The 15,336-nt window shown below is 70.1% G+C and carries 8 protein-coding genes; 3 read left to right on the plus strand and 5 right to left on the minus strand.

Features of this window, described 5'->3' with window-relative positions; translation table 11 throughout:
* Positions 1-131: 131 nt before the first annotated feature.
* Entirely contained in the window at positions 132-2,822 is a 2,691-nt protein-coding gene (gene aceE / locus FXO19_RS14615) for a pyruvate dehydrogenase (acetyl-transferring), homodimeric type (protein ID WP_149195844.1), read from the minus strand.
* A gap of 794 nt (positions 2,823-3,616) precedes the next feature.
* Between aceE and FXO19_RS14620 the strand changes: the two genes are divergently transcribed.
* Positions 3,617-5,419: a sensor histidine kinase gene (locus FXO19_RS14620; protein ID WP_149195845.1), complete on the plus strand. Its 1,803-nt coding sequence runs from the start codon at positions 3,617-3,619 to the stop codon at positions 5,417-5,419.
* Positions 5,416-5,856: a response regulator gene (locus FXO19_RS14625; protein WP_149195846.1), complete on the plus strand. Its 441-nt coding sequence runs from the start codon at positions 5,416-5,418 to the stop codon at positions 5,854-5,856. Before FXO19_RS14620 ends, FXO19_RS14625 begins: the two co-directional genes overlap by 4 nt.
* A 169-nt stretch (positions 5,857-6,025) precedes the next feature.
* On the opposite strand, the gene FXO19_RS14630 is transcribed toward FXO19_RS14625, so the two are convergent.
* The 4 genes from FXO19_RS14630 to FXO19_RS14645 form a co-directional block, all read right to left on the minus strand.
* A complete protein-coding gene (locus tag FXO19_RS14630; protein WP_149195847.1) occupies positions 6,026-8,335 on the minus strand; it encodes an NADP-dependent malic enzyme in 2,310 nt (769 codons plus the stop codon).
* A 97-nt stretch (positions 8,336-8,432) separates the two neighbouring features.
* A complete protein-coding gene (locus tag FXO19_RS14635) occupies positions 8,433-9,929 on the minus strand; it encodes an OprO/OprP family phosphate-selective porin (protein ID WP_149195848.1) in 1,497 nt (498 codons plus the stop codon).
* 40 nt (positions 9,930-9,969) lie between these two features.
* A complete protein-coding gene (locus FXO19_RS14640) occupies positions 9,970-11,001 on the minus strand; it encodes an alpha/beta hydrolase (protein WP_149195849.1) in 1,032 nt (343 codons plus the stop codon).
* The gene (locus FXO19_RS14645; RefSeq protein WP_149195850.1) at positions 10,998-12,374 is read right to left on the minus strand and encodes a dicarboxylate/amino acid:cation symporter; all 1,377 of its coding nucleotides are present in this window, start codon (positions 12,372-12,374) and stop codon (positions 10,998-11,000) included. The genes FXO19_RS14640 and FXO19_RS14645 overlap by 4 nt, the downstream gene beginning before the upstream one ends.
* A gap of 118 nt (positions 12,375-12,492) precedes the next feature.
* Between FXO19_RS14645 and FXO19_RS14650 the strand changes: the two genes are divergently transcribed.
* Positions 12,493-15,132 (plus strand): hybrid sensor histidine kinase/response regulator, encoded by a 2,640-nt coding sequence (locus FXO19_RS14650; RefSeq protein WP_149195851.1) that lies wholly within the window; start codon positions 12,493-12,495, stop codon positions 15,130-15,132.
* The last annotated feature ends 204 nt before the right edge of the window (positions 15,133-15,336 follow it).

The following is a 15,336-nucleotide window of genomic DNA, read 5'->3' on the forward strand; positions in this document are numbered from 1 at the left end:
TCAGGCCAGACCAGATGAGGGCGTCACTCATCGACTCGAATCTCTTCGCAAAGCATAGTGCGGCAACATCACTTCGTATAAAAAAGAAAGCGGCCATTCGGCCGCCTTCTTTCAACTTCGCCAGTCCGTGATCAGACGGCCACCGGATTCGGCTTCTCCACGTCGATCTTGTACAGCTTGATCGCCCGCGACACGTCCTTGGCCGTCATCGTGCCGTCCTTGGCCAGCGCGTCGATGGCGGCGTGGGCGATGTAGAACCGGTCCACCTCGAAGTGGCGGCGCAGGTTGGCGCGGGTGTCGCTGCGGCCGAAGCCGTCGGTGCCCAGCACGGTGTAGTCCATCGGCACGAAGGCGCGGACCTGGTCGGCGAAGGCGTAAACGTAGTCGGTGGCGGCGATGGCCGGGCCCTGGCGGCCTTCCAGCAGGCTGGTGATGTAGGGCTTGCGCCTGTTCTTCGCCTCCGGGTTCAGGCGGTTGTGGCGGGCGGCGTCCAGGCCGTCGCGGCGCAGCTCGTTGAAGCTGGGGCAGGACCAGATGTCCGCCGTGACCCCGAAGTCCTTGTCCAGCAGCTCGGCCGCGGCGATGGCCTCGCGCAGAATGGTGCCGCTGCCCATCAGCTGCACGCGATGCTCGCCCTTCTTCGGCTTGCCCGCGTCCTTGAGCAGGTACATGCCCTTGATGATGCCCTCGGCGGCGCCCTCGGGCATGTCCGGGTGGGCGTAGTTCTCGTTCATCAGGGTGAGGTAGTAGTACTCGTCCACCTGCTCTTCCAACATGCGCTGCATGCCGTGCTGCAGGATCACCGTGACCTCGTAGCCGAAGGTGGGGTCGTAGGCACGGCAGTTGGGGATGGCGCCGGCCAGCAGGTGGCTGTGGCCGTCCTCGTGCTGCAGGCCTTCGCCGTTGAGCGTGGTGCGGCCGGCGGTGGCGCCGAGCAGGAAGCCGCGCGCACGCATGTCGCCGGCCATCCAGGCCAGGTCGCCGATGCGCTGGAAGCCGAACATCGAGTAGTAGATGTAGAACGGCAGCATCGGCAGGTCGTTGGTGCTGTAGCTGGTGGCCGCGGCCAGCCACGACGAGAACGCGCCGGCCTCGGTGATGCCCTCCTCCAGCACCTGCCCGGCGGCGTCCTCGCGGTAGTACATGAGCTGGTCGCGGTCGACCGGCTTGTACTTCTGGCCCTGCGGGGCGTAGATGCCGAGCTGGCGGAACATGCCCTCCATGCCGAAGGTGCGCGCCTCGTCGGCGACGATCGGCACCACGCGCGGCGCCACCTGCTTGTCGCGCAGCACGATGCCCAGCGCCTGCACGAAGGCCATGGTGGTGCTGATGGAGCGCTCGCCGGTGGACTTGAGCAGGCGGTCGAACACCTCGAGCTTCGGCGCCTTGAGCGAGTCGGTGGACTTGCGGCGGCGCTGCGGCAGGTAGCCGCCGAGCTGCTTGCGGCGCTCCTTGAGGTAGTTCACCTCGTCGGACTTCTCGCCCGGATGGTAGAACGGCACCTGGCCGTCCTTGAGCTGGTCGTCGTCCACCGGGATCTTGAAGCGGTCGCGGAAGGCGCGCACGGCCTCGTCGTCGAGCTTCTTGGTCTGGTGGGTGGGGTTGAGCGCCTCGCCGGCGCTGCCCATGCCGTAGCCCTTGACCGTCTTGGCCAGGATCACGGTGGGCTGGCCCTTGGTCTTGACCGCGTTGTCGTAGGCGGCGAAGACCTTGTGCGGGTCATGCCCGCCGCGGTTGAGGCGCCAGATGTCGTCGTCGGAGAGGTTGGCCACCATCTCCGCGGTCTCGGGGTATTTGCCGAAGAAGTTCTCGCGGGTGTAGGCGCCGCCGAAGGCCTTGCAGTTCTGGTACTCGCCGTCGACGGTCTCCATCATCAGCTTGCGCAGCATGCCGTCCTTGTCCTTGGCCAGCAGCGGATCCCAGTAGCTGCCCCAGACCAGCTTGGTGACGTTCCAGCCGGCGCCGCGGAAACCGCCTTCGAGCTCCTGGATGATCTTGCCGTTGCCGCGCACCGGGCCGTCCAGGCGCTGCAGGTTGCAGTTGATGACGAACACCAGGTTGTCCAGGCCCTCGCGGCCGGCGACCGAGATGGCGCCGAGGGACTCGGGCTCGTCGGTCTCGCCGTCGCCGAGGAAGCACCACACCTTGCGGTCGGTCTTGGGGATCAGGCCGCGCGCTTCCAGGTACTTCCAGTTGCGCGCTTGATAGATGGCGGCGATCGGGCCCAGGCCCATGCTCACCGTGGGCGTCTGCCAGTAGTCCGGCATCAACCACGGGTGCGGGTAGGAGCTGATGCCGCGGCCGTCGACTTCCATGCGGAAGTGATCGAGCTGCGATTCGTTGAAGCGGCCCTCGAGGAATGAGCGCGCGTAGATGCCGGGGGAGCTGTGGCCCTGCACGTACAGCAGGTCGCCGGGGTGCTCGCCCTCGGGCCCACGCCAGAAATGGTTGAAGCCAACGTCGTACAGGGTGGCGGAGCTGGCGAAGCTGGCGATGTGGCCGCCGAGGTCGCCGGGCTTGCGGTTGGCGCGCACCACCATCGCCATCGCGTTCCAGCGGATGATCGAGCGGATGCGCCACTCCAGTTGCGCGTCGCCGGGCATCCGCGGCTCGAGGTGCGGCGGGATCGTGTTGATGTATTCGGTGGTGGGCGCGAACGGCAGGTGCGCGCCGGCGCGGCGGGTGAGCTCGACCATGTTGTCGAGCAGCTGGTGCGCACGCTCCGGGCCGTCGGCGTCGATGACGGCCTTGAGCGATTCGACCCACTCGCGGGTCTCGGTGGGGTCGGGATCGTTCTGCAGGATGTCGTTGAGCCAGTTCATGTGGGGGCGTGCTCCGCCGCGGCCCGCCGGCCGCGCATTGGTCGTGAAATTAGAGTCGGGATTCTAGCAGGCGGTCGCGGCCGGTCCGGCTGTCCGCGGGACAGGGGACGGAGAGCGTGGGGCGGGTGTGCGGTGCTGGGTGGATGCGTTCGATACGGGCCGGCGCGGACGATCATGGTGGGCCTTAGCCCACCGCAAGGTACGGCGAAGCGGCAGGCGCCCGAATCATCGCGCCTTCGCCGTACCCCCCACCCCAACCTCCGCTCCGCGCCCCGTCCCGCCCCAGCGGCACGGCGCGCCACCGCACGCGTGCCAGTGGCGCGCAAGCCGTGCGGTCTCGCCCCGGAGGAAGAGGGGCTTGTTCGTCCTCACCCAGCCTCCGCTCCGCGCCAGCGGCGCGGGCGCTCCACCTCGCGCGCGCCGCTGGTGCACAAGCTTGCACTGTCGGCCCCAGTGGGAGATGGGCTTTGAGCGCATCGTCGCCCCGAGGGAGCGGGGCTTGGTGCGCTCCTGCGCCGCCGCACGGATCCGTCGGCCGCGCGGTTGCGTCCGCGATCGGTTTCCGTGCAAGCACGCCTGGACGGCGGCTGATCGCGCGCGTCATCGCGCGGTCTTAACGCCGGGCGTCGATCATGCACGGTTCCGCGGACACCAAGATGGCGCCGCAGGCAATACGGTCGCGTGCCGGCCGGCCGCAATGGCCCGGCGGTGATCCGCGATCCGGGGAGCGGGGCCTGAGCCGTGTGCCGATGTCCCGAACGTCGCAATTCCACGGCTGGCGGTTCCATTCATCGATGCATTCCACGATTGGCCACAATCCGTTCCCGCAATGGCGGCTGCTCGCGCTGGGCGCGGCGATCGTGCTGATCGTGGTGGCCCCGTTCATGCTGTTGCGCAAGGCGACGCTGGACAGCCGCGAGGCCTGGCAGCGGGTGACCCATACCCACAACGTGGCCGCGGCCATGCACGCGCTGGCCTCGGACGTGCGCAACCTGGAGGCGGGCGCGCTGGCGATCGCGAACGGGGTGGACAACGAATCGGTGCGCGCCCGCATCGCCGAAAGCCGCGAAAGGATCGCGCCGACGGTGCTGGAGGTGCAGCGCCTGACCCGCGACGACGCCGACCAGCAGGTGCGGATCGGTGGTCTGCAATCGAACATCGCGCTGCGGGTGCACCAGGCCGAACGGATCGTCGACGCCGGCGCCGGCGCGACGCCCGAAGCCATCGAGCGGCTGGTGACGGACTATCCGATCCAGCGCCTGATCGAGGAGATCATCACCGAGGAACAGGCGCGGCTGGAAATGCGCCAGGCACGGGCCGAGCGCATCGGCCAGCGCGCGACGATGGCGAGCTGGGCGGCGATGATCGCGCAGCTGCTGCTGCTCGGCGGCGTGGTCTGGTTCTCGGCACGGCAACTGTGGCGCCGCGTGGAGGCCGAACGCACCGCATCACGTGCCAGCGCGCGCGCCACGGTGGTGCTGGACACCGTGCGCGAGCCGATCGTGCTGGTCGACGGCGCGATGCGGGTGGTGATGCACAACGCCGCCTTCGCCGAACTCTATGGCGTGCAGGAGGACATCCAGGACCGGCCGCTGGCCGCGATCGGCGGCGGCGCCTGGGAAGACGGCGAGATCCTGCGCCGCCTGTCGGACGTGCTCACCCGCGGACGCGAGCTGTGGGACCACGAGCAACAGCAGCGCACGGTGGACGGCATCGAACGCACGATGCTGATCAACGCCCGGCGGATGCCGCTGCCCGACAGCGCCGACGCGGTGGTGCTGATCACCGTGAGCGACGTCAGCCCGCAGAAGGCCAGCGAGCAGCGGATCCACGAGCTCAACCGCCAGCTGCAGGGCAAGGTGGAACAGGTCTCGGACGTGAACCGCGAACTGGAGGCCTTCAGCTATTCGGTCTCGCACGACCTGCGCGCGCCGCTGCGGCACATCGCCGGCTTCGGCGGCAAGCTGGAGCGGCACCTGGGCGATGCGGTCGACGCCAAGGGCCGGCACTACCTGGAGGTGATGGTCGGCTCGGCCGGGCGCATGTCGGCGCTGATCGACGACCTGCTGGTGTACTCGCGCCTGGGCCGCAGCGCACTGCGGCTGCAGCTGGTCGACATGCAGTCGCTGGTGGCGGAGACGCGCGCGATGCTCGATGCCAACAACGCCGCCGACAAGCCCGGCCACCGCATCGAATGGCGCATCGGCCCGCTGCCGGTGGTGACCGGGGACGAGAACATGCTGCGCCAGGTGTGGCTGAACCTGCTCGGCAACGCGGTCAAGTACAGCCGCGACCGCGAGCCTGCGGTGATCGAGATCGGCTGCGTGCGCGACGACGGCAACCACCGCTTCCACGTGCGCGACAACGGTGCCGGCTTCGACATGAAGTACGCCGACAAGCTGTTCGGCGTGTTCCAGCGCCTGCATGCGGTCGACGAGTTCCCCGGCACCGGCATCGGGCTGGCGAGCGTGCGCCGGGTGTTGGTCCGCCACGGCGGGCGCATCTGGGCCGAGGCCGCGCCCGGCGAAGGCGCCACCTTCCACTTCATCCTTTCCGCCGCGGGCGACGCGCCCGCACCTGCCGGGACTTCGACATGACCGAAATCCGTACCATCCTGCTGGCCGAAGACAGCCCGCACGACGCCGAGATGACGATCGACGCGCTGCGCGAGGCGCACTTGGCCAATCCCATCGTGCACGTCGAGGACGGCGTGGAGACGCTGGACTACCTGCGGCGGCGCGGCCGCCACGCCGACCGCGAAGAGGGCCTGCCGGCGGTGCTGCTGCTGGACATCAAGATGCCGCGCATGGACGGGCTGGAGGTATTGACGGAACTGCGCAACGACCCGCACCTCAAGCGCCTGCCGGTGGTGATCCTGTCGTCCTCGCGCGAGGAGAGCGACCTGGCGCGCAGCTGGGACCTGGGGGTGAACGCGTACGTGGTCAAGCCGGTGGACGCGGACCGTTTCTTCGAGGCGGTACGCACCCTCGGCCGGTTCTGGGCGGTGCTCAACGAATCACCGGACGAGGACTGACGCGTCCCGGTTCCGTAGGAGCGCGCCATGCGCGCGATGCCGCGGGCAGTTCGCCGCCCGCAAATTCTGCCGACCGGCGCGCCTGCCGGTCCGGAATCGCGGCATTCGCAGGATCCTGCCGGCACCCGCGGCATCGCGCGCATGGCGCGCTCCTACGAAGAGCTGCGGGTCAGCCCCCGCCGCGCTGGGCCTTGCGGATCTGCGCCTCGACGGCGGCGATGGCGGTCATGTTGATCACCCGCCGCGGGGTGGAGGTGGGGGTCATGACGTGCGCGGGACGGCTGATGCCCATCAGGATCGGGCCCAGCGCCACGCCGTCGGTCATCACCCGCACCATGTTGTAGGTGATGTTGGCCGCGTCCAGGTTCGGCAGCACGAACAGGTTGGGGCGCCCGGCCAGCGTGGTGTTGGGGAAGATGCGCCGGCGCAGGATCTCGTCCCAGGCGGTGTCGGCCATCATCTCGCCGTCGACTTCCAGATCCGGCTTGCGCTGGACGAGGATCTCGCGCACGCGGCGCATCTTGGCGGCGCTGGGATTGTCGTGGCTGCCGAAATTGGAGTGCGACAGCAGCGCCACCTTTGGCTCGATGCCGAACAGCCGGAGCCGGTAGCTGGCCTGCAGGGTGCTCTCGGCGATCTGCTCGGCGCTGGGGTCGAGCTGCACGTGGGTGTCGAGGAAGAACCACAGGCCGCGGTCGTTGACCACGCCGGTCATCGCCGAGGTGCTCTGCACGCCCGGATCGAGCGCGAACACGCTGCGGATGTAGCCGAGCTTCTTGTGGAAGCGCCCGACCAGGCCGCAGATCATCGCGTCGGCCTCGCCGCGCTCGACCATCAACGCGGCGATCAGCGACGGCCGCGAGCGCAGCAGGTTCTTGGCCGAGTCCGGGGTGACGCCGCGGCGCTCGGTGATGGCGTGGTACTGCTGCCAGTACTCGTTGAAGCGCGGGTCGTCGTTGATGTTGGTGAGTTCGAAATCGCGCCCAGCCTGCAGCCGCAGGCCCATCCGCTCGATCCGGTTCTCGATCACGTCGGGGCGGCCGATCAGGATCGGGAAGGCGAGCTTCTCGTCGACCACGGTCTGCACCGCGCGCAGCACCTGCTCCTCCTCGCCCTCGGCGTAGACCACGCGCTGGCGGTCGCTGCGGGCGCGGTCGTAGACCGGCTTCATCACCAGGCCGGTGCGGTAGAGGAACTGGCCGAGCCGCTCGCGGTAGGCGTCGAGGTCGGCGATCGGGCGCAGGGCGATGCCCGAGTCCATCGCCGCCCTGGCCACCGCCGGCGCCAGCATGGTCAGCAGGCGCTGGTCGAACGGGCGCGGGATGATGTAGTCGGGGCCGAAGGTGGGAAGGTCGCCGCCGTAGGCGCTGCCGAGGTCGCTGGCCTCGATCTTGGCCAGCTCGGCGATCGCCTTGACGCAGGCCAGCTTCATCGCCTCGTCGATGCCGGTGGCGCCGACGTCGAGCGCGCCGCGGAAGATGTACGGGAAGCAGAGCGCGTTGTTGACCTGGTTGGGATAGTCGCTGCGGCCGGTGGCGATGATGCAGTCCGGGCGCACCCGCTTCGCCTCCTCCGGCAGGATCTCCGGGTAGGGATTGGCCAGCGCCAGGATGATCGGGCGCTCGGCCATGGTCGCCACCATGTCGGCGGTGAGCACGCCGCCGGCGGACAGGCCGAGGAAGATGTCGGCGCTCTCGACGATCTCGGCCAGGCTGCGTTTGTCGGTGTCGCGAGCGTAGCGCTGCTTGTCCGGGTCCATGTCGCCGCGGCCGGTGTAGAGCGCGCCGTGGCGGTCGACGGCGAGGATGTGCTCGGGCTTCATGCCCAGCGCCACCAGCATGTCCAGGCAGGCGATGCCGGCGGCGCCGGCGCCGGCGGTGGCGAGTTTCACGTCCTCGATTTGCTTGCCGGCGATCTCCAGCGCATTGATCACCGCGGCGCCGACGATGATCGCGGTGCCGTGCTGGTCGTCGTGGAAGACCGGGATGTTGAGGCGCTCGCGCAGCTTGTGCTCGACGATGAAGCACTCCGGCGCCTTGATGTCCTCGAGGTTGATGCCGCCGAAGGTCGGCTCGAGCGAGGCGATGATGTCGACCAGCTTGTCGGGATCGCGCTCGTCGACCTCGATGTCGAACACGTCGATCCCGGCGAACTTCTGGAACAGCACGCCCTTGCCTTCCATCACCGGCTTGCCGGCCAGCGGGCCGATGTCGCCCAGGCCCAGCACCGCGGTGCCGTTGCTGATCACCGCCACCAGGTTGCCGCGCGCGGTCAGCTCGCTGGCGGCGTTGGGATCGGCGACGATCGCCTCGCACGCGTACGCTACGCCGGGCGAGTACGCCAGCGCCAGGTCGCGCTGGGTGAGCATCGGCTTGGTGGCGCCGACCTTGATCTTGCCCGGGGGCGCGAGGCGGTGGTAGTCGAGCGCGGCGTTGCGGAAATCCTCGGCGGTTTCGGTGCTGCTGGGTTTTTCGGACATCGGCTTCGGCGCTCGTGGGTCTGTGCACGCGATTCTAACGCGCAAACTGCGCGCCACCGGGCGGCTGCGGGCCGTCCCGGCGCCGCGCCGCGCGGGGCTAGAACACCACCTGCGCGCGCACGTTGAGCGAGTTGCCCGAATCCGGCCCCCGGTAGGCGCCGACGTTGTTTTCGGTGGTCCAGTGCACGTAGTTGAGCATCAGCCGCGACCAGTTGTTGAGATACCAGTTCAGGCCCAGCGTCCACGCGTCGCCCTCGCCGCCGCGCGCGGCGTCGGTGAAGTCGTACTTGTCGTAGCGGGTAGCCAGCTCCCAGGCGCCGATGCCGCCGTCGGTGACCGGGCGCGCCACGCGCGTGGTGCCCCAGACGCCCGAGCGGCTGCTGAAGCCGGGCTTCTCGCCGGTGATCAGCCAGCCGGCGTAGGCGGAGGTGGCGGTGTGGGTGACGTCGTCGTCGGTGGACGAGTGGATGTCGCGCTCGGTGTATTCACCGAAGGCCCAGAAGTTGCGCCAGGTGCCACCGAGTTCGGCGCCCCAGATGTTCTCGCGGGTCACGCCTTCGATCGCGCTGGCCGATACGCGCACGTTGTCGTTGAAGCCCGAGGCGATGCGCGGCACCTTGTTGATGCGGTCGGCGTCGACGCCGTGGTCCTGGTACACGTACCAGCCGCCCAGGTGCAGGAAACCCGCGCTGCGCTTGATCGGGTTCCAGTGCGCGCGCGTGGTGTAGCTGAGCGAGTCGCTCTCGCTGCCCGCGTTGCCGATGTCGTCGCCGGTCACGCCCAGGGTGTAGTGCCAGTTCTGGCCGATCAGCTTCATCTGCACGCCCAGGCCGAAGTAGCCGCTGTCGGGCATGCCCACCGAGGCCACCGCGTTGCGCTCCATGAACGGCACGCGGGTGAGCGTGGTGGCGCTGTCGATGGCCCGGTCCTTGAGCTTGTTGCCGACATAGAACTCTGCCGGCAGCGCGCCTAGGCGGGTATCCCAGGACAGGTACGCATCCTTGATGCTGACGTCGTTGTCGGCCAGTTCGGCGTCGATCTTGTAGCCCAGCGGGCCCATGCTGCCCTCGGCGCCGACGCGCACCTGGCGCATCTCGGTGCCGTTGATGTTGCGTTCGTCGTAGTCCGAACCGCGGGTGGAGGAAAAGTCCGCCAGCACGCGCCCGCGCGGATGGAAGGTGAAGCTGCGATCGGCGTTGCGGAACTCGGGGCCGCCGCGGCGCCAGCTGGTGTTGCCGCCGCCGGTGCCGCCGCCCGCGGCGAGCTGCGCCACCTGCGCCTGCAGGATGGCCATGTCGTCCTGGCGGGTGTCGGCCACGGCGGCATCCACCTGGGCCTGCACCGGATCGCCGGGCGCGGATGCAGTGGCGGCGGCGGGCGCCGGGGCGCCGCCCTCGAGCGCGCTCAACCGCGCGTTCAGGGCGTCGAGCTGGGCGGCTTGCTGGCGGATCTGCTCGGACTGCTGGGCGACCAGTGCGCGCAGTTCGGCGTCGGTGACCGGGTCGGCGGCCAGGGCGGGCAGCGCGGCCAGACCGAGCAGCGCGCCGGCGGCGAGCAGCGTCGGTGCGCCGGGACGGGTGGGTGTGCGGTTCATCGGAGTCTCCATGGCATTCGGGTCGCGTCGGAACACGGGCTCAGTCCTCGTCGTCTTCCGGCGAAAGCGCGTCGTCTTCGGCCGTCGTGGGCATCGGCGCCGGCGTATCGCCGGCCAGCGGCTGCAGGCGCGCGGGCGGCGCGGACATGAATCCATGCGCGCGCGCCCAGGTGGCGAACAGGCGCGGCCACTGCGCCGTCTGGGTGCCGGGCCGGCCCAGGCCCCAGCTGTGGCCGCCGCGGTCGAAGATGTGCATCTCCACGTCCACGCCCTGCTCGCGTGCCGCGTCGAACAGCAGCAGGCTGTGGGCGACGTCGGCGATCGGGTCGGCGGCGGCGTGGGCCAGGAACACCGGCGGCATGTCGGCGCGTGCGTGCGACTCGACCGAATACGCCTCGACGGCGTCGGGCTGGGTGCCCAGCTCGCGGCGGGTGCGGGTGGTGTCGTACGGTGCGCGCAGGGTCACCACCGGATACAGCATGGCCAGGAAGTCCGGGCGCGAGGGCAGCGCGTCGGCAGCATCGAGCGCGGGATAGAAGTCGTGGTCGAAGCGGGTGGCGAGGATACCGCCGAGGGTCGCCCCGGCCGACGAGCCCATCACCCCGATCCTGCCCGGATCGATGCCCAGCTCGGCCGCGTTGGCGCGCAGCAGGCGCATTGCGCGCTGGCCGTCGGCGAATGGCGCCGAGGCCGGCCAACCGTCCACCGGCAGTCGGTAGTACAGCACCGCGGCGGTGACGCCGATCGACGACAGCCACTGCGCCATCGGCCGCGCCGCGGTCCCCACCTGGATGCGGAAGAACCCGCCACCGCCCAGGATCAGCACGGTGGCGCCGTTGGGCTGCGCCGGGCGGTGGATTTCCAAGCGCGGCTCGGACACGCGGGTCACCGCGCCCATGGCGCTGCCCTCGTTGCCCACCAGCTCCGGCCCCTGCACCACCTGCGGCAGGTGGCCCTCGGGCCACAGCGGCATGGTCTGCACGCCGCCCGTCTGGGCCGCCACCGGCGCGCCCCAGGCGCCGGCGGCCATCAGGCCCAGCAGCGCGGCCCCGTGTATCCAGCGGAATCTCATGCGGTCTTCTCCCCGGTTGTGGTGTTTTCGAGCACGCGCCCGCGGGGCGCGCCGCCGGCATCGGCGATGTATTCGGCATCGGCGGCGCCGTCCAATGCGCGCTCGAGCTGCACCGGGTCCAGCGCGCCTTCCCAGCGCGACACCACCACGGTAGCGACGGCGTTGCCGATGAAGTTGGTGATCGAGCGGCATTCACTCATGAAGCGGTCGATGCCCAGGATCAGCGCCATGCCCGCGATCGGGACCGTCGGCACCACCGAAAGCGTGGCGGCCAGGGTGATGAAGCCGGCGCCGGTCACGCCGGCCGCGCCCTTGGAGCTGAGCATCGCCACCAGCAGCAGGGTGACCTGCTGGCCGAGCGTGAGGTCGATGTTGGTGGCCTGTGCGATGAACAACGCCGCCAGGGTCATGTACAGGTTGGTGCCGTCGAGGTTGAACGAGTAGCCGGTGGGCACGACCAACCCGACCACGGACTTCTCGCAGCCGGCCTTTTCCATCTTCTCCATCAGCGACGGCAGCGCCGATTCCGACGACGAGGTGCCCAGCACCAGCAGCAGCTCGGCCCTGAGATACCGGCACAGCTTGAGGATCGAGAAGCCGCACAGGCGGCAGACCGTGCCCAGCACCACCAGCACGAACAGCAGCGCGCTGACGTAGAACGTCCCCACCAGCCAGGCCAGGTTGGCCAGTGATTCCACGCCGTAGCGGCCGATGGTGAAGGCGATGGCACCGAACGCGCCGATCGGCGCGGCCTTCATCAGGATGTGCACCAGCTTGAACACCGGCGTGATCAGCGCCTCCAGGAACGCCTGCACCGGGCGCCCCTTCTCGCCGACCATGGCCAACGCGATGCCGAACAGCACCGCGACGAACAGTACCTGCAGGATGTTGCCGTCGACGAACGCGCCCACCAGCGTGGACGGGATGACGTCGAGCAGGAAGCCGGTAAGCGTCATCTCGTGCGAGGCCTGCACGAAGCCTTCCACCGCACCGGTGTCGAGCGAGGCCGGATCGATGTTCATGCCCGAGCCGGGCTTGACCGTGTGCGCCACGATCATGCCGACGATCAGCGCCAGGGTGGAGAAGAACAGGAAGTACGCCATCGCCTTGGCGAACACCCGGCCGACCGTGCTCAGCCGGGTCATGCCGGCGATGCCGGTGACGATGGTCAGGAAGATCACCGGCGCGATGATCATCTTGACCAGCTTGATGAAACCGTCACCGAGCGGCTTGAACTGCTCGGCCAGCGCCGGCGCGAAATGTCCGAGCAGCGCGCCGAGCACGATCGCCACGATCACCTGCACGTACAGCTGGCGATAGAGCGGTACCCGGACCGGGACTGGAGCGGGCGCTGGGGCTGGAGCGGTATGCATGCGGGACCGTGCACTGCGCGACTGGGCCATCGTTGTACCGCCGCCGCGCGCCGATGCCGATAACGCATTGGGACTAGACGCCCGTCGTAGCGCGATGGCGGCAGTACAATCGCCGCCGATGCGCCACCTCCGAACCCGCCGGCTGCTGCCGGTCGCGCTGCTCGTGGCCGGCGGCCTGGTGCTGTGCACCACGCTGGCCTGGCGTGGCGGCGAGCGCCGCGAACTGGACAACCAGTCGCGACTGGCGCGGCAACAGCTGGACCTGCACCGGCAGGCGCTGGCGCAGCAGATCGAACGCTACCGCGCGCTACCGCAGCTGCTGGCGCTGGACCCGGACCTGCGCCAGGCCGTCGCCGCACCGGTGGACGCGGCCACGCGCCGCCAGCTCAACCTGCGCCTGGAGCAGGCCAATCGCACCACCCGCGCATCCACGCTGACGCTGATCGATGCCGATGGCACCGCCGTGGCCGCCAGCAACTGGCGCGAGCCCGGCAGCAACGTGGGCGAGCGCTACGGGTTCCGGCCCTACGTGCAGCAGGCGCTGCGGGAGGGCCGCGGGCGCTTCTACGGCATCGGCGTGACCACCGGCGTGCCCGGGTACTTCCTGTCCGAGGCGCTGCGCGACGACGGCGGCCGCGCGATCGGGGTGGTGGTGATCAAGATCGAGCTGTCGGCCATCGAGCAGGCATGGCCGCGCGACGCCGACACGGTGTTGGCCAGCGATGCGCACGGCGTGGTGTTCCTGGCCAGCGATCCGGACTGGCGCTACCGCACGCTGGCGCCGCTGGACGCGCGCGCCAGCGCCGAGCTCACCGCCACGCGCCAGTACCAGGGCCAACCGCTGCGCGCGTACGCGGGCCGCCGCCTGCGCACACTCGGCGACGGCGACCTGCTGGTGCGCATCGATGCGCCCGCCATGCCCGGGCAGTGGCTGTGGCGGCGCGAGCCGGTGGCCGACACCGGCTGGACGCTGCACCTGCTACACGACGCCGCACCGGTGGCCGCGGCCGCGCGGCAATGGGCGGCGATCGCCGGCGCCTCGTGGCTGGCGCTGGTGTTCGTGCTGCTGTTCCTGCAGCAGCGGCTGCGGCTGTCGGCGCTGCGTCGGCGCAGCCGCGAGGAACTGGAGACGCTGGTGCGCCAGCATGCCGAGGAGCTGCGCACCGCCCGCGACGGGCTGGTCGACGCGGCGCAGCAGGCCGACACCGGATTGAGCCGGCGACTGGCGCACCTGCCGCAGGGGGTGGTGATCATCGATGCGGAGCTGCGCATCGTGGCCTGGAATGCGCGCTACATCGACCTGTTCCGCTTCCCGCCCGACCTGGTGCGCGTGGGCACCCCGATCGAGGAGGTGTTCCGCTACAACGCCCGCCGCGGCCTGCTCGGCCCGGGCCCGGTGGAAGAGGCGATCGAGCGCCGGCTCGCCCACCTGCGCAACGGCAAGCCGCACATGCGCGAGAGCGAGAAGGAGGACGGCACGGTGCTGGAGATCCGCGGCAACCCGCTGCCCGACGGCGGCTTCGTGACCAGCTACGCCGACATCACCACCTACAAGACCACTGCACGCGAGCTGCGCACCCTGGCCGACGCGCTGGAGCGGCGCATCGCCGAGCGCACCGCCGACCTGGAACAGGCGCGCGCCGAGGCCGAGGCCGCGAACCGCTACAAGGGCCGCTTCGCGGCCGCCGCGGTGCACGACCTGCTACAGCCGCTCAACGCGGCGCGCATGTTCGTGTCCGGGCTGCGCGCACGCCTGCGCGACGACGACACGCGCGAGATCGCCGACCACATCGACGGTGCGCTGGCGGCGCAGGACGACATCCTCGCCAGCCTGCTCGACATCTCGCGCCTGGAGTCCGGCACATTGCGGACGGACGTGCGCGACTTCGCGCTCGGGCCGATGCTCGACGGGCTGGCGAGCGAGACCGGCGTACTGGCACGCGCGCGTGGCCTTCAGCTCGATCACGTGCCCACGCGCGCCTGGGTACGCAGCGATCCGGCCCTGCTGCGGCGCGTGGTGCAGAACTTCCTGTCGAACGCGGTGCGTTACACCGCGCGCGGCCGCATCCTGCTGGGCTGCCGCCGCGACGGCGACCTGCTGCGCATCGAGGTGCACGACACCGGGCCGGGCATTCCGCCGAACCGGCAACGCGAGATCTTCGAGGAGTTCCGCCGGCTCGACGCCGGCACCGCCGGCGACCGCGGCGCCGGCCTCGGACTGGCGATCGTCGAACGCATCGTGCGGCTGCTCGACCACCACGTCGACCTGCGATCGCGGCCCGGCATCGGCAGCGCGTTCGTGGTCGTGGTGCCACTGGCCGCCACCGGCATCGAATCGCTGCCGCCGCCGCTCGAGCCGTCGCCGGCCGACGACGGCTCGCCACTGCGCGGCTGCCGCGTCTGGTGCATCGACGACGATCCGCACGTCTGCGCCGCCACGCGCTTGCTGCTGCGGCGTTGGGACTGTGACGTGCCGCTGTCCGACGGCCCAGACGCGGCGCTGGCCGCGGCCGCTGCCGACGACGCGCCCGACCTCGTGCTGCTCGACGTGCGCATGGGTGCGCAGGACGGGCCGGCATTGCTCGAGATGCTGTGCGAGCGCTGGCAGCACATGCCGCTGGTGATACTGGTCACCGCGGAAACGGATCCGGCACTGTGCGAGCGCGCCCGCGCGGCCGGCTGGGGCTTCCTGGCCAAGCCGGTGCGCCCGCCCGCGCTGCGCGCGCTGATGACGCAGCTGCTGCTGCGGCGCGGGTGACGCCCCAGCCGACTCGATATTCACGCCCTCCGCCTACCCCGTAGGAGGGGCTTCAGCCCCAACCTGCCGAAGATCGCGGCGAGGAAACTAGGGAGCGCGTGGTACCGGTCGGGAGGCTGCGTGCATGAGTCCTTTTCCGCGCTCCGCTCGTTTTCCGGTCGGGGCTGAAGCCCCTCCTACAACGACAGCGGGGATGGGAAGCGG

Source organism: Luteimonas suaedae, from assembly GCF_008312895.1.
Taxonomy (GTDB): Bacteria; Pseudomonadota; Gammaproteobacteria; order Xanthomonadales; family Xanthomonadaceae; genus Luteimonas; species Luteimonas suaedae.

Coding starts and splice junctions, on each gene's coding strand:
- FXO19_RS14620 (WP_149195845.1), top strand. CDS start 3,617: ATGCATTCCACGATTGGCCACAATCCGTTCCCGCAATGGCGGCTGCTC.
- FXO19_RS14625 (WP_149195846.1), top strand. CDS start 5,416: ATGACCGAAATCCGTACCATCCTGCTGGCCGAAGACAGCCCGCACGAC.
- FXO19_RS14640 (WP_149195849.1), bottom strand. CDS start 11,001: ATGAGATTCCGCTGGATACACGGGGCCGCGCTGCTGGGCCTGATGGCC.
- FXO19_RS14645 (WP_149195850.1), bottom strand. CDS start 12,374: ATGCATACCGCTCCAGCCCCAGCGCCCGCTCCAGTCCCGGTCCGGGTA.
- FXO19_RS14650 (WP_149195851.1), top strand. CDS start 12,493: ATGCGCCACCTCCGAACCCGCCGGCTGCTGCCGGTCGCGCTGCTCGTG.
- FXO19_RS14635 (WP_149195848.1), bottom strand. CDS start 9,929: ATGAACCGCACACCCACCCGTCCCGGCGCACCGACGCTGCTCGCCGCC.
- FXO19_RS14630 (WP_149195847.1), bottom strand. CDS start 8,335: ATGTCCGAAAAACCCAGCAGCACCGAAACCGCCGAGGATTTCCGCAAC.
- aceE (WP_149195844.1), bottom strand. CDS start 2,822: ATGAACTGGCTCAACGACATCCTGCAGAACGATCCCGACCCCACCGAG.